Below are 24,514 nucleotides of genomic sequence, written 5' to 3'. Positions count from 1 at the left end.
TAATATGAGAAAAATAGCGAGGGCTTAGCTACAACCTGAAGAGTACCTATCGAGGTACGCACACACCCGTCGGTTTCGGACGGAGAATAGATGCACCACCAGAATTATAGGCTACCAGCGTTACTTGTCCTCGATCGTCCATTACCCAACCTTGAGCGGGAATAATTTCTGTGGGCCCAATTGCTATGGACGCTATGAGGCCTTCTACTTGCTGACTTCCACCTACCGCTGGTTCCACCCAAGGCAACGGCGATTCAGCGCTGCTGAGGGCATCATTAGGACTCGGTGGCACTCCTCCTTTCCCAGTAGCTGTAAACTCGCTCTCGGCCCCTTGGATGCAGGGATTTGCCGCAATTAAAGCAGCGGAATCGACCACATTTTGCGGCAGTGCCACTAAACCTTGAGCGGGATTCACCCCTGAAGAACTAAATGTAACACTACCTTGCAAAGCCGGGCCGCTACTTTGGGAAATCGCCGCAATATCGCTGGTAGGAACTAAAGAAGTTGGACTTACTTGCAACGCTGCAAATTCAGCATCTGTTAATCCCAAACTCGCTCGAACCTGTTCGCGAGTCACTGATGTAAACCCAAAAACATTGGGGACATTAATATTAACGCGACCACCCCCGGCCGATCGCGCATTAGCCGTAATATCGCTATTTTCGTTGGGGAGAGCAACCAGAATATCGCTTTTAATGTTGATATTGCCACCATCAGAAATACTGGCATCAGTTGTAATTCTGCTCCCTCGGCGCAACTGAACATCCCGTGCTTCGAGGTTAATATTTGCTCCGGCACCGGATGCCGTTCTACCGTCAATGCTGCTTTGGTGGTCAAGGGAAATTGCATCTGCTTTCACGTTAATGTTACCAGCCCGTCCCGAACCCAATGCTTGCAGATTTAGAGTTCCCCCATTGCGAAGAATCAATTGCCCGACATTCAGATTCAAGGAACCTCCGTTCGCCGTAGCATTGGGATTTCTAACGCGAGAGACAATGCCAACGGAAGTCTGAATTTGACTGTTAAATTCACCTTGACCCCCATTACCAATAATTTCTACGCGCCCCGCATCGATCGTGAGGCTTCCTGCTTCTCCTTTGCCTAAAGATGCAGTAGAAATAAGTCCTCCATCCCGCAGAATTACTAAAGGTGTAGAAATGTTCATACTCCCTCCCCGAGCAGCAGAGGTGGTATCAGCGGAGATGAAACTAGGATTCCGACTCCCATTCGCCAAAACTCCAGAAATACCCTCTAGTGTGACTGACTCAGTAGCTTTAATTGTTAAATTACCTCCTGGCCCTCCAGTTGTATTCAAGGGTTGGTTGCCCACAACCGATCCGCTAGATAAACTAATTCCGCCTCCCTCAGAGATCCTCAACCGCTTCGTGTCGATATTAATGTCTCCGGCTTTCCCATTAATGCTGATTGCGGTTGCACCAATCAAGGTTGCTACGGGACTTCGAGCCGGAGTCCGCAGCACTTCTACTGATTCATTCGCTTTAATGTTGATATTCCCCGATGGTGCTTCACTGCGAGTGGTGCTGATGAGCGCACTGCCATCGCGTACGATAAAACGTTCTCCCTCAAAGGTGATATTTCCTCCCCTACCCGTACTCCCCGCGAGTGTGCCGCTGTTGATCCCTGAACCGACCAGATCGAAAACCCTGGCACGGATGGTCATATTTCCGGCGTTGCCAGCACCTAACGTAGCGCTACCCGATACGGTTCCATTGTCGATCAGCAGTTGTCCTGTATCGATTAAGATGTTTCCCGCATCTCCCATGCCAGCAGTGCTAGTTTCCAGCAGAATTTGTGGGTCAAAAGGGTTGATTTTTCCAGAGGCTGTATAATTTTTGACAAAGTTTTGAAAGCTCTCAAATCCAATCCCGATGAGTTCTACTGAGTCGGTAGCGCGGATGTCGATCGCGCCTCCGGCACCACTTCCTGCTGTCAGTGTGGAGATTTGCGTTCCACCTTGGGCTAGAAAATTTTGAGCGTTAATGTCGATCGCCCTGCCGTCGATATTTCCCAAAGTCAGTGCATAAATTCGCCCATTATTGAGGTTGACATTTCCACCTCGAATCTCGACTTTGCCGCCACCGAGTCCACTGGTGTTGATCTGTGAGCCGTTGGTCATTTCAATATTACCCAACTTGGAAATATTGTCATAGTTTAAACTTAATCCAAATGGCGTTGCCTCAAATCCAACAATCCCCGAACTAGCGAGGCTACCCAGCAAAATTTGTCCCGTTGATGCAGTGACAGTTCCCTGATTTAATTCAATATCTCCGCCCACTAGGGCGAGAGTTTGTCCGGGTTCAACTGCTAAGCCAATGTTATTAAAAATCGGCGGTAGCCCTGGAGGTAACTCTGGTAAACTCAAGGCTGGTGCTGCTGAATTATTAATGATTTTTCCCGGATTTTCTCGAAAATTTAAACCGATAGGTATATTGACATTTAACAGCGGTAATGATTGGGGATGGCTGCTGCTAAATTGATAGCCCTTCTCGAAAACTATGCTATCAGCAGAACTTGCTAAAAATGAACCCCGCAAATCTAACCTCGCATTGCGGCCGAAGACAATTCCTTGGGGATTAAGTAAGAACAAGTTAGCATTACCTTGTACTCCCAGCACACCTAAAATATTAGAAGGATTGCCACCCGTAACGCGGGTGAAAATATTCGCAATTCCGTTAGGATTGGCAAAATATGCTCCTCTGCCTTCACCTACGTTAAATTCTCGTAAACTGTGAAATAAATTTACTCCGCGAGTTGCACCGCCTTCTATTCTGTCGGATGGTAAGTTATTAATCGTATCGGCCACTGTCCGCGAACTTTCTGCACCCAAGCTACTGTCTGGGATGATTTGGGCGATCGCGGGGAAAGGAAACAGCAGTAAGAATGCACAAAATAGGGCAGAAGATTGGCGCTGCATCTTTGAAGTCTGGTTAATTTAATTTTAGGAAAATAGCGACGGGTTAGCTAAAACCTAAAGAGTACCTATCGAGGTACGCAAACACCCGTCGGTTTCGGACGGAGAATAGATGCACCACCAGAATTATAGGCTACCAGCGTTACTTGTCCTCGATCGTCGATTACCCAACCTTGAGCGGGAATAATTTCTGTTGGCCGAACTTCTATGGGTGCTATGAGGCCTTCTACTTGCTGACTTTCAACTACCGCTGGTTCCACCCAAGGAAACGGTGCAGCAGCGCTGCTGAGGGCATCATTAGGACTCGGTGGCACTCCTCCTTTCCCAGTAGCAGTAAACTCGCTATCGGCCCCTTGGATGCAGGGATTTGCCGCAATTAACGCAGCCGGATTTACCACATTTTGCGGCAGTTCCACTAAACCTTGAGCGGGATTCACCCCTGAAGCACTAAATGTAACACTACCTTGCAAAGCCGGGCCGCTACTTTGGGAAATCGCCGCAATATCGCTGGTAGGAATTAGAGAAGTCGGACTTACTTGCAACGCTGCAAATTGAGCATCAGTCAGTCCTAAACTACTCCTGGCTTGTTCGCGGTTAAGGCTTGTAAAGCCAAAAATATTTGGTACATTGACCGTAACTTGTCCGCCCCTAGCTGTCCGAGCATTAGCTGTAATATCACTATTTTCTCGCGGTAAAGCTACCAAAATATCGCTATTAATTCTGATATTACCGCCCTCAGAAATACCTGCATCCGTGGTGATTCTACTGCCGCGCCGCAACTGAATGTCTTGCGCTTGAAGGTTAATATTTGCCCCTGTACCAGAGACAGTCGTGCCATCAATTATGCTTTTATTATCCAGGGAAATTGAATCGGCTACAACGTTAATATTGCCAGCCCTACCTGTTCCTGAAGATTGAACGTTAACCACTGCACTATCCCGAAGCATCAATTGATTAGCATTCAAATTCAACGAGCCTGCATTTCCGCTGGCAGTGGAATTTACAGCATTAAACGCCCTACCAGCCGAGGCCTCAATTCCACTCCTCAACCGACTGTTACTCCCAATACCTTGCACTTTTAAGCGATCGGCATTAATTGTAATATCTCCTGCATCTGCTACACCCAAAGAAGCCGCAGAAATAACGCCGCCATTCTGCACAGTTAGTTTAGGTGTTGAGAGGCGGATATCTCCACCTCTACCAGAACTTGCAGTTTGAGTAACAAAAGAACTTGCAACATAGCCCGCATTCCCCAAAAATCTTGACTCGCCGCTCACTTCTACAGACTCGGAGGCTCTCACAGTTAAATTTCCTCCCGTCCCCCCACTTGAAGAAAACACAACTTCGCCAAAAATCGCACCCGTCGTTAAACTAATTGTGGCTCCATTAGAAACACTCAGCCGCTTAGTGTCGATCGTAATATCCCCACCTTTTCCATTCCCATCAAAAGTATTCGTGCCGAGCCGAGTTTGCCCTAGACCTCCAGGAAGACTACCCGATAATTCCACAGATTCACTCGCTTTAATCGCGATATCCCCCGATGCTCCATCACTAAGGCTGAAGCTGGCAAACGCACCGCCATCGCGCAGTATTAACCGTTGGGCTTCAACAGTGATGTTTCCGCCTTGACCAGTGCTTTCGTTCGTTGTTCCGTTATAGAGCGTTGAACTGACGAATTCGACGGTGTTGGCGCGGATACTCAGATTTCCGCCATTCCCAGCACCAAAGGTGGGGGCACCGCCCACTACCCCATTGCTCAGCAACAGCCGTCCGGCTTCAATGTTAATATCTCCGGCTGCTCCACTGCCAATAGCGCTAGTAAACAAAACAATTTGCGAAATAAAAGGGTTGCCGGTTCCAGATGTCTGAAAATTTTCTGTAAGCTGCTGATAGCCCTCAATTCCCAACCCGATCATTTCTACTGAGTCAGTAGCGCGGATGTTGATATCGCTTCCTCTCCCTTCTCCTAGTGTGGAGGCGAAAATTTGCGACCCCCCCTCTACTCGCAAGTTTTGGGAATTGATGTCAATGCCTCTACCATCGATATTTCCGAGTGTCAGTCCATAAATTCCTGAACCATTAAGATTAATATTTCCCCCTCGAATATCGACTTTCCCACCTCCTAATCCGCTGGTATTTATAAATGCACCCTTCATTTCAATATTGCCGAAGTTCTGAATATTGCGATAGTTTAAATTCAGACCTAAAGCTGTTGGTTCAAATTGCACTAAACCTGGACTCTTGACGCTACCTAGAAGAATTTGTCCGGTATAAGCAGTTAGATTTCCTCCTTGCAGTTGAATGTCACCGCCAATTAATGCTAAAGTTTGACCGGGGTCTACTGCTAAACCGAGTTTTTCAAAAGCAGGAATTTCTATGGGTAGCGGCGGTAAGGCTGATGTAGGAGCCATTGTTTGGGAAGAGTTGACAATTGTACCGGGATTGTCTCTAAATCTTAAACCCACAGGAATATTGATTGCTAACAATGGCACTGAATTAGAATTAGCTGCACTAAATTCAAAGCCATTATCAAAGAGAATGCCGCTACCAGTTGAACCGATAAATGAGCCGCGCAAATCTAACCGAGCATTGGGGCCAAAGACAATCCCTTTTGGGTTAATTAAAAACAAGTTACTGTTTCCCAAAACTCCCAGAGTTCCTAAAATATTAGAAGGGTTGCTACCAGTAACGCGGGTGAAGATGTTGGCAATTCCGCTGGGATTGGCAAAATAAGCTCCCCGCCCTTGACGGATGTTAAATTCGCGCAAGCTGTGAAAGAGGTTAACGCCGCGAGTTGCACCGCCTTCTATTCTGTCGGATGGTAAGTTATTAATCGTGTCGGGAACTGTCCGCGAACTTTCTGCACCCAAGCTATTATCGGGGATAATTTGAGCGATCGCGGGGAAAGGAAACAGCAGTAAGAATGCAAAAAATAGGGCGGAAGATTGGCGCTGCATCTTGGAAGTCTGTTAATTTAATATGAGAAAAATAGCGACGGGTTAGCTAAAACCTAAAGAGTACCTATCGAGGTACGCACACACCCGTCGGTTTCGGACGGAGAATAGATGCACCACCACCAGAATTATACGCTACCAGCGTTACTTGTCCTCGATCGTCGATTACCCAACCTTGAGCGGGAATAATTTCTGTTGGCCGAACTTCTATGGGTGCTATGAGGCCTTCTACTTGCTGACTTTCAACTACCGCTGGTTCCACCCAAGGCAACGGCGATTCAGCGCTGCTGAGGGCATCATTAGGACTCGGTGGCACTCCTCCTTTCCCAGTAGCGGTAAACTCGCTATCGGCCCCTCGGATGCAGGGATTTGCAGCAATTAAAGCAGCCGGATTCACCACATTTTGCGGCAGTTCCACTAAACCTTGAGCGGGATTCACTCCTGAAGAACTAAATGTTACACTACCTTGCAAAGCCGGCCCTGCCTGTTGAGAAATCGCTGCAATATCGCTAGTAGGAATTAAAGAAGTTGGATTCACTTGTAAGGCGGAAAATTCAGCATCAGTCAGTCCTAATCTACTTCTAGCTTGTTCGCGATTAATGGCAGAAAAACCAAAGATATTGGGTACATTAACCGTAACTTGACCGCCCCTAGCTGTGCGAGCGTTAGCTGTAATATCGCTATTTTCTCGTGGGAGAGCCACCAAAATATCGCTATTAATTCTGATATTTCCACCTTCAGAAATACCCGCATCCGTTGTAATTCTGCTGCCGCGCCGCAACTGGATATCTCGCGCTTGCAGGTTAACATTTCCCCCACCGCCAGAGCCAGTTGTGCCATTAATGCTGCCTTTATTATCAAGGGCAATTGAATCAGCTACAACTGTGAGAGTGCCAGCATTAGGCGTACCCTGCGCCCGGACGCTGACTGCTGCCCCATCTCGAACAATTAATCGACCGACATTTAGATTAATTGAACCCGCATTTCCCGTAGCGTTGGGAATGGGAGTGCCGAGTAAATTACCCGCCGAAGCGTCAATTTGACTAATCAATTGACCGTTAAGAGCAGTGCCACTCACTTCTAAGCGATCGGCATCAATCGTGAGATTGCCTGCATTTCCCGTATTAGCAGAAGACATGAAAATTACTCCCCCATCCCGCACAGTTAGCCTGGGCGTAGCAATGTAAATATTGCCTCCCCCCTTAGAGCCATTGGTTTCACTGGCGAGGTAACTAATATTGTATTGTCCATTTGCCAAAACTCCAGAAGAGATACCTGTCACCTCTACCGACTCAGAGGCCCTAATTGTCAAATTGCCTCCGGGTCCCCCAGTAGAAAAGGTACTGTTGCCAATACTCGTACCGCTCGATACAGAAATTCCGGCTCCTTGGTTAATAATCAATCGCTTGGTGTCGATCGTAATATCCCCGGCTCTGCCTTTCTCATTGGGGTCTAAAGAATTAGCCGCGATCCCAGTTTGGGTCGCACTTCCAGGGAGAGTCCTTAAGACTTCTACTGATTCAGCCGCTTTAATGTCGATATTCCCCGCTGCTCCCTCACCGCTGGTGACACTGGTGAGACTACCACCATCGCGCACGGTTAATTTCTGGACAGCAACGGTGATGTTTCCTCCCGCGCCGCTACTACCCACAAAGGTCCCACTGCTGAGCGCAGAACCAGCCTGATCGAAAACATTGGCACGGATGTTGATATTTCCCCCATTTCCCACACCTAATGTGCTGCTACCTGCGATCGCCCCATTGTTTATTAGCAGGCGTTTGGTATCGATCGCGATCTCTCCAGCAGTTCCAGTGCCACCAGTGCCAGTGGCCAGAACAAGTTGCGGATCGAAAGGGTTGATTGTTCCCGATTTCCGATAATTAACTAAAAATTGTTGATAGCTCTCAAAGCCAATCCCGCTCATTTCTACTAATTCAGTAGCACGGATGTTGATATCGCTCCCTTTCCCTTCTCCTAGTGTCGAGGTAGAAATTTGCGACCCTCCCTGTACGCGCAAGTTTTGGGCGTTGATATCAATGCCTCTACCATCAATATTTCCTAATGTCAGTCCATAAATTCCTGAACTATTGACGGTGACATTTGAGCCTCTGATGTCAATTTTCCCACCTCCTAATCCGCTGGTGTTTATCGATGCACCGTTCATTTCAATATTCCCGAAGTTCTGAATATTATCGTAGTTTAAATTCAAACCTAAAACTGTTGGTTCAAATTGTACTAAACCGGGACTCTTCACACTTCCCAGTAATATTTGTCCGGTATAAGCTGTTAAATTTCCTCCTTGTAGTTGGATGTCACCGCCAATTAATCCTAAAGTTTGACCGGGATCTACTGCTAAACCAAGTTTGTTAGAAACAGGAATTTCTATCGGTAGTGTTGGTAAGGTTGGTGTGGGGCCAATTGCTTGGGAAGTGTTGACTATTGTGCCGGGATTTTCTCGAAATCTCAAACCTACAGGAATATTAATTGCTAATAATGGCACTGCATTAGAATTAGCGGCGCTAAATTCAAAGCCATTATCAAATAAAATACCGCTACCAGTTGAACCGATAAATGAACCTCGTAAATCTAATCTCGCGTTGGGGCCAAAAACAATCCCTTTCGGATTAAGTAAAAATAAGTTAGCATTTCCTTGAACTCCCAACGTTCCTAAAATATTGGAAGGATTCCCACCAGTAACGCGGGTGAAAATATTAAGAATGCCCGTAGGATTGGCAAAATAGGCTCCTCGTCCTTCACCCACATTAAATTCTCGGAAACTGTGAAATAAACTTACTCCACGATTGGCTCCGCCTTCGATTCTATCCGAGGGTGAATTATTAATAGTATCGGGAACAGTGCGCGAACTTTCTGCACCCAAGCTGCTGTCTGGGATAATTTGAGCGATCGCGGGGAAAGGACACAGCAGTAATAATGCAAAAAATAGGGCGGAAGATTGGCGCTGCATCTTGGAAGTCTGGTTAATTTAATATGAGAAAAATAGCGACGGGTTAGCTAAAACCTAAAGAGTACCTATCGAGGTACGCAAACACCCGTCGGTTTCGGACGGAGAATAGATGCACCACCAGAATTATAGGCTACCAGCGTTACTTGTCCTCGATCGTCCATTACCCAACCTTGAGCGGGAATAATTTCTGTTGGCCGAACTTCTATGGGTGCTATGAGGCCTTCTACTTGCTGACTTTCAACTACCGCTGGTTCCACCCAAGGAAACGGCGATGCAGCGCTGCTGAGGGCATCATTAGGACTTGGAGGCACTCCTCCTTTCCCAGTAGCGGTAAACTCGCTCTCGGCCCCTCGGATGCAGGGATTTGCAGCAATTAAAGCAGCCGGATTCACCACATTTTGTGGCAGTTCCACTAAACCTTGAGCAGGATTCACCCCTGAAGAACTAAATGTAACACTACCTTGCAAAGCCGGGCCGCTACTTTGGGAAATCGCCGCAATATCGCTGGTAGGAATTAGAGAAGTAGGACTTACTTGCAACGCTGCAAATTGAGCATCTGTTAATCCCAAACTCGCTCGCACCTGTTCGCGAGTCACTGATGTAAACCCGAAAACATTGGGGACATTAATATTAACGCGACCACCCTGGGCCGATCGCGCATTAGCAGTAATATCGCTATTTTCGTTGGGGAGAGCCACCAGAATATCGCTTTTAATGTTGATATTGCCACCATCAGAAATACCTGCATCGGTTGTAATTCTGCTGCCGCGCCGCAACTGGATATCTTGCGCTTGGAGGTTAATATTCGCCCCCGTACCGGAGACAGTCGTGCCATCAATTATGCCTCTACGATCCAGAGCGATCGAGTCTGCAACTACGTTAATATTACCGGCACGCCCCGATCCCAAACTCCCAACATTAATCGTTGCCCCATTCTGGACAGTCAACCTTGGGGTAGTAACGCTGATATTTCCTGCCGCACCTGTGGGAGGGGGAAGCTGGAATACAGCCTGAAGCAAAATATCTCCAGAAGCGGTTGCTATGCCGGAACTAGACAAATTATCATTAGTTCCTGTTAGTTCCACCGACTCCGAAGCGTTGATAATAATGTTTCCCCCCTGTCCTTCACCTATAGTAGAGGCCCCTATTGCTGCTGTACCTTGAACAATCAATCGCTTAGTGTTAATCCTCAAGTCCCCAGAGTTACCACTCGCAACAGTCCCAGTAGCTAATTGAGTGCGAGCAGCACGAGCAGCGGATATGCTGTCGTTTGTACTGCTGCCAATTATCGTCAGGGAGTCGGTGGCATTGATAGTAAGGTTTCCACCCCGACCAGCAGAAGGAATCACCCTATCTGTTGCTGTGATCCCGCTGGTAGAAGTGATCGATGTCCCCCCTTCTACCAGCAGAGAGGGTGTATTAATTTCTATGTTTCCCGCGTTTCCCGTACCGCCAATAGTGTTAGTGGTAATCCCAGTACCAACGGGGCTATCTGGTCGGTACTCTGTGAGTACCACTGAGTCAGAAGCTCTCACGGTTAAGTTTCCGCCATTGCCTGCACCCACAGTTGCGGATGATATGGCTGACCCATTACGGACTGTTAGCTTCGCGGTATCAACTGTTAAATTGCCTCCACTGCCTTGATTTATAGCAGTGGTGAGTATGCCAGATTCGCTGACTTCGACTGATTCAGAAGCTCTAATTGCCACATTCCCCCCAGCTCCTGTACCGTCGCTCAGGTCGATCGCGATCGCGCCTTCTCGAAGGTTTAGCTGCTTAGTGTCAACTGTAATATTCCCCGCTGTGCCCGCGCCCACAGTCCCGACAAATATGCCGCTTTGCCGATTTGAGAAGTTAGAGTTTCCACTTGTGCCTGCATCGAGGATAGTTTGTTTAAAGAAATCAAATCCAGTTCCTTTGATTTCTACAGAGTCAGCGGCGCGGATGGCAACATTGCCGCCGTTTCCTGTAGCGATCGTGCTAGTTGAGATCAAGCCTTGGTCTAAAATCCTTAACTGTGCTGCATCTACGGTAATATCGCGGCCGTCAATATTTCCCAAGGTATCGGAAAGGAGGGAAGCGCGATCGCGCAAAATCACTTCTCCTCCCCTAACTGCGATCGCACCTCCTCCTGGCCCGCTGGCTGTCACCGCTGATAATCCTGATAAGTCAATCTTCCCAAAATTAGCAATATTTGTATAATCCAAACCTAATCCGATTGGCGAGATATTGAAGCTTACTACACCCGGACTTGCCACACTTCCTAATTGAATGTTGCCGCTAAAAGCGCTAGCAAAACCATTATTAAAGGTTAAATCGCCTCCCACTAATGCTAAGGTTTGACCTGGAGTAACTGCTAAACCAACTGGTAGTTCTGTGCCTTCAATAACTTGAGTGACACTGGAAGTGTTGACTATTGTCCCGGGATTTTCTCGAAATCTCAGACCTACAGGAATATTAATTGCTAATAATGGCACTGCGTTGGGATTAGCTGCGCTAAATTCAAACCCATTATCAAAGAGAATGCCGCTACCTGTTGAACCGATAAAAGAGCCGCGTAAGTCTAACCGCGCGTTGGGGCCAAAAACAATCCCTTTCGGATTAAGTAAAAATAAGTTAGCATTTCCTTGAACTCCCAACGTTCCTAAAATATTGGAAGGATTCCCACCAGTAACGCGGGTGAAAATATTAAGAATGCCCGTAGGATTGGCAAAATAGGCTCCTCGTCCTTCACCCACATTAAATTCTCGGAAACTGTGAAATAAACTTACTCCACGATTGGCTCCGCCTTCGATTCTATCCGAGGGTGAATTATTAATAGTATCGGGAACTGTGCGCGAACTTTCTGCACCCAAGCTATTATCGGGGATAATTTGGGCGATCGCGGGGAAAGGAAACAGCAGTAAAAATGCAAAAAATAGGGCGGAAGATGGGCGCTGCATCTTTTAAGTTTTGTTAATTTTGTATTAGAAAAATAGCGACGGGTTAGCTAAAACCTAAAGAGTACCTATCGAGGTACGCAAACACCCGTCGGTTTCGGACGGAGAATAGATGCACCACCAGAATTATAGGCTACCAGCGTTACTTGTCCTCGATCGTCCATTACCCAACCTTGAGCGGGAATAATTTCTGTTGGCCGAACTTCTATGGGTGCTATGAGGCCTTCTACTTGCTGACTTCCACCTACCGCTGGTTCCACCCAATTAAACTGGCTAGAATTGCTGCTGAGAACATCATTAGGACTCGGTGGCACTCCCCCCCGTCCAGTCACAGTAAACTCGTTCTCGGCCCCTCGGATGCAGGGATTTGCAGCAATTAACGCAGCCGGATTGACCACATTTTGCGGCAGTTCCACTAAACCTTGAGCGGGATTCACTCCAAAAGAACTAAATGTTACCGCCCCTTGCAAAGCCGGGCCGACACTTTGGGAAATCGCGGCGATGTCGCTGCTTGGAAGCAGAGATGTAGGACTTACTTGCAACGCTGCAAATTGGGCGTCACTGAGCCCCAACCTGTTTCTGACTTGTTCGCGACTCGCTGCTGTAAAGCCGAAGACATTGGGGACATTGATATTCACGCGGCCGCCGCCTGCTGTGCGGGCGTTGGCTGTAATGTCGCTGTTTTCTTGCGGGAGGGCGACAAGAATGTTGCTGTTGATGTTAATATTGCCGCCGTCAGAACTGCCTGCATCGGTGGTAATTCGGCTGTTGCGGCGCAATTGGATCTGTCGCGCTTGCAGGTTAATATTTGCTCCTGTACCGGATACAGTCGTGCCGTCAATCATTGCTTTGTTGTCAAGATCGATCGAATTTGCGACAACATTGATATTACCAGCGCGTCCGGTTCCCGTAGCCTGCACTGTCACTGTAGCTCCATCTCTGACAATTAATCGATCGGCATTCAGATTCAACGAACCGGCATTTGCCGTAGCATTGGGATTAGTACCAAATATCTTGCCCACAGAAGCATCAATTGTACTGACAAACAGACCGTTATTTCCGCTGCCGCTGACCTCAATGCGATCGGCATTAACAGTAATATTCCCCACATCTCCCACCCCCAAAGAACTCGTAGAAACTACCCCTCCATCCCGCACAGTTAGGCTTGGCGTATCAATGCGAATATCCCCGCCCCGACTAGAGCTCAAAGTTCCAGAACTCAGCGCACTAGCACTCTGAATTCCGCTGCTCAAAAGTTGAGAAATGCCTGAAACTTCTACTGATTCAGTAGCCCTAACTGTTAAATTTCCAGCAGGCCCCCCATCCCTAGAAAACAAAAACCTGCCAATTAACACACCCGTTCCTACTGTAAACGCAGAACCCCCAGAGAGAGTCAACCGCTTGGTATCGACGTTAATATTCCCCGCCCTGCCGTTAGAACCGATACTCAGCGTGCTAATTCCGGTGGACACAACTGTTGTCGGCCCGCTGTTAGACAATTCTACTGATTCAGCAGCATTAATGTTGATATTCCCCGAGGGGCCGCTGCTGTAGCTTGTGGTACTCAAAAGAGAACCGTCGCGCATAATTAATCTGGCGACATCAACACTAATACTTCCTCCCGCACCGGTACTTTCTTTAGCTGTCCCGTTGTTAATTCCAGAACCCACCATCTCAAAAGTATTGGCGCGAATGATTAAATTGCCGCCCCTTCCACCACCAAAAGTGATGCCGCTACCTACTACCCCATTGTTGAAGAGCAGGCGGCCGGTGTCGATCGTAATATTCCCCCCCGAACCAGCACCAGCACTACCATTAAACAGCACAAATAGCGGGTCAAAGGGGTCTGTAGTTCCCGATACCAAATATTTAATTGCAACCTGTTGATAGCCCTCAACTCCCAGCCCGCTGATTTCTACTGAATCAGCAGCCCGGAAGTTGATATTACCTCCTGCACCATCTCCTAGAGTCAGGGTAGAAAATTGCGTGCCATTTTCCACTCGCAACTTTTGAGCGCTGATATCGATATCTCTACCATCAATATTTCCCAGTGTCAGCGCATAAATTCGCGCACCGCTGAGGGCGACATTTCCACCTTTTAACTCTACTCTACCGCCACCCGTTCCGCTGGTATCGATCAGCGATCCATCGGATATTTGAATATTGCCGAAGTTTTGAATATTGTCATAATTTAAAGTTAAATTTCCCTTTTCCCCCGGTGTCAGTGCGAAATTAACTAAACCGGGACTGGCTGCGCTACCGAGTAAAATTTGTCCGCTGCTGGCGGTTAAATTGCCGCCTTGGAGTTGGATGTCGCCGCCAATGAGTGCTAAAGTTTGACCTGGTTCTACTGCTAAACCAACTCGATCGCTAATTGGGATTGGCACAGCAGAGGCTGGGATGTTTACCTTTTCTAAAGCGGTCGAACGATTGACAATTGTACCCGGATTCTCGCGAAATCTTAAACCAACGGGAATATTAACTGTTAATAGCGGGGATGTTTGCGGGTTGGTGCTGCTGAATTCAACGCCGTTATTAAACACAATACTGTCAGCCGTTGAACCAATAAACGAACCGCGCAAATCTAACCGCGCATTGGGGCCGAAGACAATCCCTTTTGGGTTAATTAAAAATAAGTTTCCGTTGCCTAAAACTCCCAGAGTTCCTAAAATATTAGAGGGGTTGCCGCCTGTAACGCGGGTGAAGATGTTGGCAATTCCGCTGGGATTTTCAAAATAGGCTCCCCGCCCGCCTTTAATGTTGAATTCCCCGAAACTATGAAAGAGGTTAACGCCGCGAATTGCGCCGCCAGTGATTCTATCGGAGGGTAAATTGTTGATAGTATCGGCAACTGTGCGCGAACTTTCCGGCCCCAGGGTATTATCGGGAATGATTTGGGCGAAGGTTTTCGAGGGAAATAGCAATAAGAAAACAAACAGTAGGCCGGAAGACAGGCGAGACATAGCTTAAATCCTGTTAGATAAATAATATCGTTTCCGGTTCCATCAGAATTATATATTTGGATTATATCAGTGCGATCGCCCCAGTGTTCGATCGACTCTCTTTCACCCCTAAAGTGGACTTTTCCCCAATATAATAAAGATAGCTTTTTTCAGTGCGACGGCTGAGGAAATCTGTTTCTGTTTAAATATGTGTGTAGAATATGCGTCCGATCATTCATACTAGATGGTAGACACCTTCAATCTTAGGAGCCGTCTATGTTACTACAAGAAGTCAAGGAGCACGTCTTCAAACTGCCACCGAGCGATCGCCTTGCGTTAGTGGGCGCCATCATTGAGTCCTTACAAGATCGGCCAGTTACCGGGGCCGATCGTTCTGGTGCGATTCAGCGGATGCGAGGCTTGCTAAAGACAGACCAACCCGCACCGACAGATGAGGACGTGGCTGCAATGTTGGAAGCGCGACGAGTGGAGAAGTATCTTTAGTGAGAGTTTTAATTGATACCAACATTGTCCTAGATTTTCTGTTACAGCGAGAGCCATTTTTCCAAGACGCAGAGTTGTTGTTTCAAGCGATTGATGCTGGGCAACTCATCGGTTATGTTACGGCGACAACGCTCACGGATATTTTCTACATTTCTCGCAAACATACTCGCAGCGTTGAGCAAGCACGGCAAGCGGTTTCAGAAACGCTGACCGCTATGGTCATTTGTCCTATTGATCGAGCCGTTTTGGAATCAGCTTTCAACTCTGGTTTGGTTGATTTTGAAGATGCTGTTCAAATTTTTGGTGCAGTTGCTCAAGGGTTGGATGCGATTCTGACCCGCGATAATAAAGGTTTTTTGAGTTCGCCTATACCTGTTTTATCCATTCAAGAGTTGTTGCAGCAGTTAGGGACGTAGAATAGGGGTTAAATCGTATTAAAAACAAGATTAACAACCTTGCCAGATCCGCAGCCACAGGCTAAGATTTGGCAAAGGTCGAGAACACGATGAACTACCGAAACCACATCACGATCGAAGCAAATAAACGCGGTGGTAAGCCTTGTGTACGCGGCTTGCGAATTACGGTTTATGAAGTGCTTGAGTACCGGGCTTCCGAGATGACCGAAGCAGAAATTCTGGACGATTTCCCTGATCTGACGCGACAAGATTTAAAAGCCTGCATTGCTTATGCTGCTGACCGCGAGCGTCGGTTTATGACTGTGACCTTATCCGCTTGGAAACTGTTCGACATTGCAAGTTGTGAATGGCTCAGGCAATGTTGAGGTTACAGGCGATATAATTCTGCGCGGAGCCGATTGTTTGGACATGACTTGCTATCCTTTAGATAGGCTTTAAATAGGAAGAATTAATTAGGGAAACTCAAATGGCAATTAACACTTCTTTAGGTTCTTCCTTACTTGGTATGCTAAATCAATAGCTAAATCAGTCAAAGAAATTGAAAAAATATGTCAAAATATCAATCAAGTCCTTGTCAGGCTTGACCGGCAGGGCTAGTTTAATTGTTAACTATCAATATTCACTCTTGGTTTTTGAGAGCAAATTACAGTCATGAACACAAAAAAGGGTACTAAAGTTGGTAGTGCCCTGAAGGAAAGGATAGAGTAAGCTACTATTATAGAGAAGTGTTTACCATTAGTGAGATGACAGTAGAAATTCCCCATTGTCCTAATTGTGGCGAGCGAAACAGTCAGTCGTAACGGTCAAACTCGGCATCACAAACTTTCATTACAAATGTCGAGAATGTGGCCGTCAATTTGTTTTGAATCCGACATGGAAAGCTATTACTAAAGAACAAGAAGAGTTAATGTCACGGATGCAAATGCGAACGTATTTCCCAGGCCGGGATTGCTCGGGTATTACAAGTGTCAGAAGATACAGTGCAGCGCCACGTAAATGCCGCTTCTGTTGCTGTTAAGAAGCAAGTGGAGGTGAGTCCCAAGGCAAAAAAGCGCTTGAGTGTTCAGATGGATGAGCTATGGTCGGAGAGTCGATAATAAAGGAAATCAGCAGTGGGTATGGCTGGCATAGGATGCCCAGACTAGGGAAATTGTTGGTGTACACATTGGAGATCGTAGCGCAGTATCAGAAGAGTGCTTTATGGAATTCAATGCCACCAGTTTACCGCCAATCGGCAGTAATTTATACCGACCATTGGAGTGCTTATGATTCTGTATTGCCAAGCATTCGTCATCGCGCCGTGTAGACTCTCGATAGTGGTTGTACTAGCTATATCGAGCGCTTCAACTGTACTATTCGACAACGAGTATCAAGCGTTGGTAAGAAAGAGCTTAGCCTTCTCTAAAAAATTAGAAAATCATATTGCTGCAATGGGGGCGTTTTGTACATCATTATAATGATAATTTACAACTCCAGATGCCTACTTTTATTTGAATTTGGTTGATTTTTTGATCCTTTCCTTCAGGGCACTACCATAAACAGCAAGCATCAGTAAACTTTTGCACCGAAGGAAAGTTATTTGGAAGTCCGATTTTTGAGTATGACAGCCGAGAAAATGATGCGCGTCAGCGGTGTCATATTCTAGTATGGTTGAAACAAAATCCCCAAACTTTGAACTCCGCACCAGCGACGTTTAACTTTTACTTGATAAATCTACTTTGTTCTCGCGCTAAAATCGTATTTGTGTATCGCGAAGCTAGGAAAAAGTATCGCAAAGCACAGCAAATAGTCAGCGAGTTAGAAAAGAAGCTTCCTGAATTCAGTCAAATAGAAAGGGAACATGATAGACAAGTTAAGTTGCAGAAATTAAAGGACTTGCTGGCTGAAGTCCGCACCAAAATGTTTGATTGTGCTCAGCAAGTGCGATATTTGCAAGAAGACAGAAACACGATTGATACTAATGCTGAAAATTATAGTGAGGCCTTGACAAAAATTACAAGTTTGTGCATCGACGGCGATAATATTGACTTTTTGCAGAAGTTTCTAGATGTGGCTGAGAATAAATATCAGCGGCAAATTGAAATAGATTTAGGCTACCTGATTGCTAGCCAAGATTTGTTCCAGCAGTCGATATCCACTGTGCGAGGGATGGTGGAAATCGAACAAGTGGAATTTGACACTGAACAGGAAGAAGCGGAAAATACGCGCGATCGCCAACTTGAGAATACCATCTTTTTTGTCGGAACTGCGATCGGCTGCGGACAAATCTTTTCAGCCGCCTATCCTCTAATCAAGGATAAACCAATTAAATGGCAACCCGATTTTTCTCTACCGCTACATCCCTTTTCTGCGACTATTCTCTGGAGTCTGCTGTTCGGTTTGGGATTTGGCCTGCTCATACTGGGTATCCTGCCGCTGGCGAGAAAAATATCCCCCAGAATCCTGTCGCTGGTAAGAAAAATATTGCCTAGGTAAAGCAGTGCGGTGCAATGATTTTTCACCGTCACGCACCCTACGACTGATACAAAACATTGTATTCCTAAAGGACACGGCATTGCCGTGTCCTTTAGGAAAACCGAACGGGAATACAATTCATCAAACAAAAAACCGGGTTTCTGACAAAACCCGGCCATCATGAACACAAGCAATACTAACACTACTCACACCTCAATTATTCAACAGTTTCATACCCATTTTTAGCTTGTCCAAAATTGTCTTTTGCGAGACACAAGTAATCAGACAAAGCTTACCGCAATTCAAAGTATCGCGGCGCACTTCCTGCGCTTTTTCGCCGTACCAAATCTCGCGGGCGCTGGCGTTTTTAACATTACCAATCACCGGAAACTCATCGCACAATTTCACATCGCCGCGCGTATCAATCCAGTAATTGCGAAGTCCAACGCGACAAGGACGAGTTGAATCGGGAGCTTTTTCTTCCGCGAAGTGAGGCACCATCAAACGCAGCACTTCGTCGCTGTTCATAATTGGCGCGCCGTTTTTATTCATCTCAATTAAGCGCTCAATTACCTGTGAAAATTCTTCCCTGTCTTCTTCTTCAATCCACAATTCCGAATAGGTTTCTGGCGTCCAGCGGTTGACTGGTTGGAAGTTTACCGTCGTGGCTCCAATTTCTTTGGCCCAGGTTACTATCTCCTCAAGGTGGCGGAAATTGAGTCGATTCATCGTCGGTTTGACGTTGATGGGAAACAGGACGTTCTGTTTTTCCTGTTCCTCGCGCAGATAACCGATTCCTTTAGAAAGCCGATCGAATAATCCCGGTTGACCCCGCAAATAATCGTGCAGTTCTGCATTCGGCCCGTCAACGGAAATATTCACATTAAAAGGACGCGCCGCCACAGTTTTCGCCGCATTTTCCCTCGTCATGCAATAGCCGTTGGTGGTTACGCCGGCGTGGATGCCGTTCTTGTTAGCAAAAGTTAGCAAGTCTAGAAAACCTTTTTTAATATAAGGTTCGCCGCCGCTAAAGTTGATGGAAAATTCGCCCACAAATTCTTTGACGCTTAAGAGGGCATTTTGCCATTCTTCGATCGTCATTTCGTCTTTATATTCTTTGAGGCGCCAATACTCGCACTGGCGGCATTTAACGTTGCAGCGCTCGTTGACAATCCCGTAAAAAGTGACTGGGCTGGTCAGGTCGTATCCTGTATTGATCCGCAGCGATTCGGCTACTGCACTCTTGGTGTGCTTGACGCCCAGTCTGGATAATGTTAAAGCATCCATGTCTTTTTCCCTTACGTGTTGTTACTTAAGTCAATTTATCGAACCCTCTTTTATACGTATTATTACGTATTAGTGATTACGTATTCCTTACAAGTACGTATGCACTATCCTAAGTGTTGCTTTTGGGTATGGCTAGATGTTTTTGAAATATTTATAATATTAAGGGTTGTAACATATTAGTATTTGCAATGTATCGAGCGATATTTTCTGTTAAAATATGAATGAAGCTTAATAACTGGTCAAGAATATCGGCTGGAGATTGAGTTGAATTAATGAATTGCAATAATTATTTAAAACTTGTTAAATAATTATTGCTTTAGTGTCGGTAAAAATACTTAAGTAATCGGTATCAATAACTTAAAGTTATCGTGAAATGAGCGACCTGTACAGCAGTTGACTTCACACAACCTTTACAATATGAGGGAATTTAAGTATTTCAACGGCAAAAAATGGCGACAAATATGAGACGATATTGGCACGTACTGAAATTATTCTGGGGTGCGGCGATCGCAGCGGAACTAGAATACCGAATCAACTTTGTCCTCGCGGCCCTCAGCAGCCTCGGAAATCTTGCTGGCAGCTTGTTCGGGCTGTTTTTGTTCTACCGTACCGGCTACACGTTTTCGGGCTGGAAATGGGAAGAGGCTTTAGTTGTACTCGGCATTTTTACGATTTTGCAGGGGTTTGCGTCAACCTTTCTCGCGCCCAACCTCAGCCGTATTGTCGATCGAGTGCAGCAAGGCACCCTCGATTTTGTCCTCCTGAAACCAATTAGTTCTCAATTCTGGCTGTCTGCAAACACGGTTTCCCCTTGGGGAATACCCGATATCATCTTCGGCGCCGTATTGATGCTGTATGCTGCTAACAAGTTGGGAATAGAAATCGGCAACTATTTTTTAACAGCAATACCGCTGTTATTTGGCATGGTAAGTCTTTACAGTATCTGGTTTATGTTAGGTGCTATGAGTATTTGGTTTGTCAAAATTTACAATGTTACGGAAGTTCTCAGAGGATTGTTAGAAGCCGGTAGATTTCCAATGGCAGCTTATCCCGCAGCTTACCGATTTTTCTTCACATTCGTAGTCCCCGTCGCCTTCTTCACCACAGTACCGGCAGAAGCAATGCTGGGCAGAGGTGATATAGTTTGGATAGCAGGGGCTGGAATATTAGCGATCGGGCTTTTGTGCGCTTCCCGCTACTTCTGGCAATTTGCACTCCGCTTTTACACCAGCGCTTCCAGCTAGTTAAGTAGCTAGCTACACATAACATCGCGTGGGGAGGGGGGCGTGCGCGAAACAGTTAACTCGCTTCTACAAGAGTTCCTTGCCTTACCAGCTCTTACAAATTTATACAAGATTTTTTTCCTATCTACTTATATACTTTAAAAAAATGTAAAATTTCAACAGAGCCTTATATTCTTGAAATCTCAACAGTAAATAAACCACGCAAACGAGGGCAAATGAATGAAAAGAAAACAACTGGGAAACACTAATTTTACTATCAGCGCGATCGGTATTGGAGGTATGCCGATGTCCTTAAGCGGCCGGCCGCCAGAATCGCAATCAATTGCGGTAATTCACCGCGCCCTCGATTTGGGTGTCACCCTAATTGACACCGCAGATTCCTACTGCCAAGATCAATCCGACAAACACCATAACGAAGAACTGATTGCCAAAGCTTTACAACAGTATACTGGAGATATCAGAGCTGTCACCGTCGCCACTAAAGGCGGCTTAATGCGGCCTCAAGGTGCGTGGACGCGCAACGGCAACCCCCACCATTTACGCAAGACAATTCGCGAAAGTTTTGAAGCGTTCGGGGGCCAGGAACCGATCGACCTTTGGCAATATCACTCGCCCGATCCGGCTTATACCATCGAAGCAGCCCTAGCACCTGCAAAAGAAGCGGTAGAAGCAGGAATGATTCGATTTATTGGAGTTTCCAACTTTTCTGTAGAGCAAATCAAACGCGCCCGCGATACAGTAGAAATTGTCTCGGTTCAGAATCAATACAATCCGTGGCACAGACAGCCGGAATCAGACGGCGTTCTGGAATATTGCGAAACCGAAAAACTGACATTTTTTCCTTGGAGCCCTCTGGGAGGAAGCCGCCGCGCCACAAGCTTGCAAGATATGCCCGCGATCGCCAAATTAGCAGCAGAAAAAAACGTTTCAGTTTACTGTATAGTATTAGCTTGGTTGATGGCAAAATCGCCCTGCATCGTTCCGATTCCCGGTGCGACAAAAGTATCGAGTATTGAGGACTCTGTGCGGGCGCTCGAAGTTAAATTGACTGACGAGGAATTGCAACAAATTGCCGTAAGTTAAGTAGGTAAGGGCAAAAAAAACAATAGAACAGGCAAGATGCCTGTTCCACGAGAACTTTATTGTGGGGTGGGCATCTTGCCCGCCCTTGAAAGTGGGATTTAATGAGTAAAGTTGACATTTTTTGAGGAATTGAATTTAATGGAAGCTAATCAAGTGAATGCCGATCGAGACGTAGCAATTGAACATCAAAACGTACCTGTGGCCCATGAAGGACTGCACAACTTTTTATACAGTTCCGACTCAGAACACAGCGCAGCGGCCGCTATTTCTGAATTAGAAAATGACGGGACGCAAGTAATGTCGATCGATACGTGGCGTGCTTTAGCAACTAACGCGAAAGTCGCCGGCGTTTACGCTGTAATGGATACTTCCCGCAACACTCAGTTTATCGGTTATTCGCGAAATATCCTGCTTTCAATCAACGGTCACATCGCCCAAAATGGCGTCGAAAATTGCGCTTTCCTGCGCGTGCAAACTTTCAAATTCCCAAAGCGGGAAGAAATGGAAAGTTTGCGGGATGCTTGGATAGAAGAAATTGGCAGCATTCCGCCTGGAAACGGTGCTGACAGCGAAATGTGGGCGGCTACGGTAGGCCAAGCAGCGCGCGCTGCTATGTCTGCTGAAGAACAAAAAGCTTATGAAGAAAAGAAGCTAAAATTACGCAAAGCAATGGCCGATTCTACTCTTACCAAAGAGTTAGAAACTGCAGCCAAAATAGACGGCGAACGCGCTAATGATTTGGAAGCTGCTGTTAACAATGATGACTGGAGTGCCGTGATTCAATCGCAAACTCAGGAAACAAAATCCGGCGAATAAAATTCGCTGCTACCTAAACTTTCGTCCGCCGTAAAGCCGACTGGAAGAGCATCAAATCCAAAGGGCGGGTTTATCTATTTCCTGAGTTACCTATAAATATCTAGGATAAAACCCGCCGGGAGCATCCCATTTTTGCTTTCAGATCGTGGACGGTTGCATCAGAATAATATATTTGGATGATATAGCGTGCGAGCGTCCATAGCGAACGGCTTTTATCGCGAGCGAGACGCTCGCACTCCTAAAAAACGCTTTTTACCAAATTGGGATGCTCCCAACCCACCCCTACTAACTAATGACTAATGACTAATTTTTCGTTCAGTAACTAAAGTCAAACTGATCCATTCACCCCGATCGTTATAACTGCGAATCATCCGAAACCGCAAGTCAGGTTCTACCAACCAACCGGCCTCGAAAAATATAGGTTTTCTGAATTCAACTTTGACAGGTAAAGTGCAAGAACCGCCGTCAGGAAGGAGCACAACTTGCACGGGCGAAGCACTTTCGTTAAAATTTAATACAGAACCGTCAATGCGGGCGCTAGAACTGATAACAGTAGCATTACTGCCAAAAGTAATTTTTTGAATTAGGCGATCGCCACTTTCCAAATGCAATTGTAAATTGGTAGAATAGGAATCAGGATGACGATAATCTGGATAAATTGTCACCGCTTCGCCCTGCCATTCTCCCAGCAAAGCCTCAACAGTTAAAGGCGGACGTTCGGGGACATTTTTATCAAGCTGCTTTTCCCGAATTAAGGTAAGTTTTGATAAATTGCCGTCGGTATTGTAGAGCTGAACGAAGCGCAATCTGCGATAATTGTAGATAAAACCAAACTCGGCACCGCACTCAGAATAAGGCGCTAGTTGAATAGTTCCCTGACAAAAATCTCCATTCTCAAAAAACAAGATATCTCGTCCCAAACCCTGATATTCTCGAACAAGTTCGCTCACTTCCGGTTCGCCGACACCGTTAGGATTTGGGGAAAAGCGACGGAGTTTCAATCTCACAGTTTTGTTGTCATTTAGACCTTCGAGAGAAATAATGCTAGGAGTATCTTGAAGTACCTCTCCTCGCGCTGATAGCTGAGTGAATGAACCGTGCCATTCTCCCAAGTTTTGCAGAAAGTTTTCCCATTGTGATACCATATTTTACCTGTGGATATATGTCTAAAAATAGAATTATAACTCTGCTTACGGATTTTGGATTAAGCGATGTTTATGTGGGAGTGATGAAAGGTGCGATCGCCCAAATTAACCCGCAGTTAAAAGTCATTGACATTACGCACCAAATACCTTCTCAAAATATAGCAGCGGCGAGGTTTTGTTTGATGACTGCTTTTGCTTATTTTCCCCCGGAAACCGTACATATTGGGGTCGTCGATCCGGGGGTGGGAAGCAAGAGACGCGGGGTTGCGATTCAATGTGCTAATTGCTGGCTTGTGGGGCCCGATAACGGGTTGTTTAGCGGGGTGTTGAGTCGGGAAAGTGCGATCGCCTCTGTCGAGCTCACCAACCCCAAATACTGGCGATCGCCTCAACCCAGCAGCACTTTTCACGGTCGCGATATTTTTGCAGCAGCGGGTGCTCACTTGGCGAATGGGGTGGCTTTGGAAGAGTTGGGGGAGTGCATCGACCCCGCAAGTTTAGTGCAGTTGCAGATACCAAATTGTACCGTTACAGCCACAGGTATAGAAGGTTGTGTTCAATATGGCGATCGCTTCGGCAATCTAATTACTAATATCCCCAATGATTGCATTATAGGTAACAATTGGTCAGTAATAATTAGCAATAGTTCTGATACAATTCGCATCCCCAGCGGTAAAACCTACAGCGACAGCGAGCCGGGCGATTTAATTGCCATAACTGGTTCTGACGGTTGGGTAGAAATTGCGGTTAATGGTGGCAGCGCTCAATCAGTCTTGCAGCTAAAATTTGGAGATAAAGTACAAGTAATTTACAGATAGAGAGCGTAATCGGCA

Annotated in this window: 15 protein-coding genes and 1 pseudogene; 9 read left to right on the top strand and 7 right to left on the bottom strand. The window is 46.3% G+C overall.

Annotated features, from left to right (window positions below; translation table 11 throughout):
• Positions 1-46: 46 nt before the first annotated feature.
• The 5 genes from QUA56_RS18100 to QUA56_RS18080 all read right to left on the bottom strand — a co-directional run bounded on the left by QUA56_RS18100 (position 47) and on the right by QUA56_RS18080 (position 14,753).
• Positions 47-2,935 (bottom strand): two-partner secretion domain-containing protein, encoded by a 2,889-nt coding sequence (locus QUA56_RS18100; protein ID WP_333360011.1) that lies wholly within the window; start codon positions 2,933-2,935, stop codon positions 47-49.
• Positions 2,936-3,000: 65 nt separating this feature from the next.
• On the bottom strand, positions 3,001-5,889 hold the full coding sequence (locus QUA56_RS18095) for an S-layer family protein (RefSeq protein ID WP_333360009.1): 2,889 nt from the start codon (positions 5,887-5,889) through the stop codon (positions 3,001-3,003).
• Positions 5,890-5,953: 64 nt separating this feature from the next.
• Entirely contained in the window at positions 5,954-8,851 is a 2,898-nt protein-coding gene (locus QUA56_RS18090) for a two-partner secretion domain-containing protein (RefSeq protein WP_333360007.1), read from the bottom strand.
• 65 nt (positions 8,852-8,916) lie between these two features.
• Complete coding sequence (locus tag QUA56_RS18085; RefSeq protein WP_333360005.1) at positions 8,917-11,793, bottom strand: two-partner secretion domain-containing protein; 2,877 nt, start codon at positions 11,791-11,793, stop codon at positions 8,917-8,919.
• Positions 11,794-11,858: 65 nt separating this feature from the next.
• Positions 11,859-14,753, bottom strand: coding sequence for an S-layer family protein (locus tag QUA56_RS18080; protein ID WP_333360003.1), 2,895 nt, complete (start codon positions 14,751-14,753; stop codon positions 11,859-11,861).
• A gap of 255 nt (positions 14,754-15,008) precedes the next feature.
• Here QUA56_RS18080 and QUA56_RS18075 point away from each other — a divergent pair, with 255 nt between their 5' ends.
• The 5 genes and pseudogenes from QUA56_RS18075 to QUA56_RS18055 all read left to right on the top strand — a co-directional run bounded on the left by QUA56_RS18075 (position 15,009) and on the right by QUA56_RS18055 (position 18,127).
• The gene (locus QUA56_RS18075) at positions 15,009-15,236 is read left to right on the top strand and encodes a hypothetical protein (RefSeq protein ID WP_333360002.1); all 228 of its coding nucleotides are present in this window, start codon (positions 15,009-15,011) and stop codon (positions 15,234-15,236) included.
• Complete coding sequence (locus QUA56_RS18070) at positions 15,236-15,652, top strand: PIN domain-containing protein (protein ID WP_333360000.1); 417 nt, start codon at positions 15,236-15,238, stop codon at positions 15,650-15,652. Before QUA56_RS18075 ends, QUA56_RS18070 begins: the two co-directional genes overlap by 1 nt.
• An 89-nt stretch (positions 15,653-15,741) precedes the next feature.
• Positions 15,742-16,017 (top strand): DUF433 domain-containing protein, encoded by a 276-nt coding sequence (locus QUA56_RS18065; RefSeq protein WP_333359997.1) that lies wholly within the window; start codon positions 15,742-15,744, stop codon positions 16,015-16,017.
• A gap of 378 nt (positions 16,018-16,395) precedes the next feature.
• Positions 16,396-17,146, top strand: a pseudogene (locus QUA56_RS18060) (IS1 family transposase).
• 249 nt (positions 17,147-17,395) lie between these two features.
• Entirely contained in the window at positions 17,396-18,127 is a 732-nt protein-coding gene (locus QUA56_RS18055) for a hypothetical protein (protein WP_333359995.1), read from the top strand.
• 192 nt (positions 18,128-18,319) lie between these two features.
• Here the strand turns inward: QUA56_RS18055 and QUA56_RS18050 are convergent, their stop codons facing one another.
• Entirely contained in the window at positions 18,320-19,393 is a 1,074-nt protein-coding gene (locus QUA56_RS18050; RefSeq protein WP_333359993.1) for a radical SAM protein, read from the bottom strand.
• Between the two features lie 461 nt (positions 19,394-19,854).
• Here QUA56_RS18050 and QUA56_RS18045 point away from each other — a divergent pair, with 461 nt between their 5' ends.
• The 3 genes from QUA56_RS18045 (at position 19,855) to QUA56_RS18035 (ending at position 22,536) form a co-directional block, all read left to right on the top strand.
• Positions 19,855-20,637, top strand: a complete 783-nt coding sequence (locus QUA56_RS18045) for an ABC transporter permease (protein WP_333359991.1) — start codon at positions 19,855-19,857, stop codon at positions 20,635-20,637.
• Positions 20,638-20,856: 219 nt separating this feature from the next.
• Positions 20,857-21,720: an aldo/keto reductase gene (locus tag QUA56_RS18040; protein ID WP_333359989.1), complete on the top strand. Its 864-nt coding sequence runs from the start codon at positions 20,857-20,859 to the stop codon at positions 21,718-21,720.
• Between the two features lie 138 nt (positions 21,721-21,858).
• Positions 21,859-22,536, top strand: coding sequence for a GIY-YIG nuclease family protein (locus QUA56_RS18035; protein WP_333359987.1), 678 nt, complete (start codon positions 21,859-21,861; stop codon positions 22,534-22,536).
• 296 nt (positions 22,537-22,832) lie between these two features.
• On the opposite strand, the gene QUA56_RS18030 is transcribed toward QUA56_RS18035, so the two are convergent.
• A complete protein-coding gene (locus QUA56_RS18030) occupies positions 22,833-23,681 on the bottom strand; it encodes a DUF3598 family protein (RefSeq protein WP_333359983.1) in 849 nt (282 codons plus the stop codon).
• Positions 23,682-23,698: 17 nt separating this feature from the next.
• Between QUA56_RS18030 and QUA56_RS18025 the strand changes: the two genes are divergently transcribed.
• Complete coding sequence (locus tag QUA56_RS18025) at positions 23,699-24,499, top strand: SAM-dependent chlorinase/fluorinase (RefSeq protein ID WP_333359981.1); 801 nt, start codon at positions 23,699-23,701, stop codon at positions 24,497-24,499.
• The last annotated feature ends 15 nt before the right edge of the window (positions 24,500-24,514 follow it).

Source organism: Microcoleus sp. N3A4, from assembly GCF_036701805.1.
Taxonomy (GTDB): Bacteria; Cyanobacteriota; Cyanobacteriia; order Cyanobacteriales; family Microcoleaceae; genus Microcoleus.
This window is presented reverse-complemented; position numbering and strand designations above follow the sequence as displayed.

Bases quoted from the DNA above. Each gene is read 5' to 3' on its own strand.
- QUA56_RS18100 (WP_333360011.1), bottom strand. From the start codon at position 2,935: ATGCAGCGCCAATCTTCTGCCCTATTTTGTGCATTCTTACTGCTGTTT.
- QUA56_RS18095 (WP_333360009.1), bottom strand. From the start codon at position 5,889: ATGCAGCGCCAATCTTCCGCCCTATTTTTTGCATTCTTACTGCTGTTT.
- QUA56_RS18090 (WP_333360007.1), bottom strand. From the start codon at position 8,851: ATGCAGCGCCAATCTTCCGCCCTATTTTTTGCATTATTACTGCTGTGT.
- QUA56_RS18085 (WP_333360005.1), bottom strand. From the start codon at position 11,793: ATGCAGCGCCCATCTTCCGCCCTATTTTTTGCATTTTTACTGCTGTTT.
- QUA56_RS18080 (WP_333360003.1), bottom strand. From the start codon at position 14,753: ATGTCTCGCCTGTCTTCCGGCCTACTGTTTGTTTTCTTATTGCTATTT.
- QUA56_RS18075 (WP_333360002.1), top strand. From the start codon at position 15,009: ATGTTACTACAAGAAGTCAAGGAGCACGTCTTCAAACTGCCACCGAGC.
- QUA56_RS18065 (WP_333359997.1), top strand. From the start codon at position 15,742: ATGAACTACCGAAACCACATCACGATCGAAGCAAATAAACGCGGTGGT.
- QUA56_RS18050 (WP_333359993.1), bottom strand. From the start codon at position 19,393: ATGGATGCTTTAACATTATCCAGACTGGGCGTCAAGCACACCAAGAGT.
- QUA56_RS18045 (WP_333359991.1), top strand. From the start codon at position 19,855: ATGAGACGATATTGGCACGTACTGAAATTATTCTGGGGTGCGGCGATC.
- QUA56_RS18040 (WP_333359989.1), top strand. From the start codon at position 20,857: ATGAAAAGAAAACAACTGGGAAACACTAATTTTACTATCAGCGCGATC.
- QUA56_RS18035 (WP_333359987.1), top strand. From the start codon at position 21,859: ATGGAAGCTAATCAAGTGAATGCCGATCGAGACGTAGCAATTGAACAT.
- QUA56_RS18030 (WP_333359983.1), bottom strand. From the start codon at position 23,681: ATGGTATCACAATGGGAAAACTTTCTGCAAAACTTGGGAGAATGGCAC.
- QUA56_RS18025 (WP_333359981.1), top strand. From the start codon at position 23,699: ATGTCTAAAAATAGAATTATAACTCTGCTTACGGATTTTGGATTAAGC.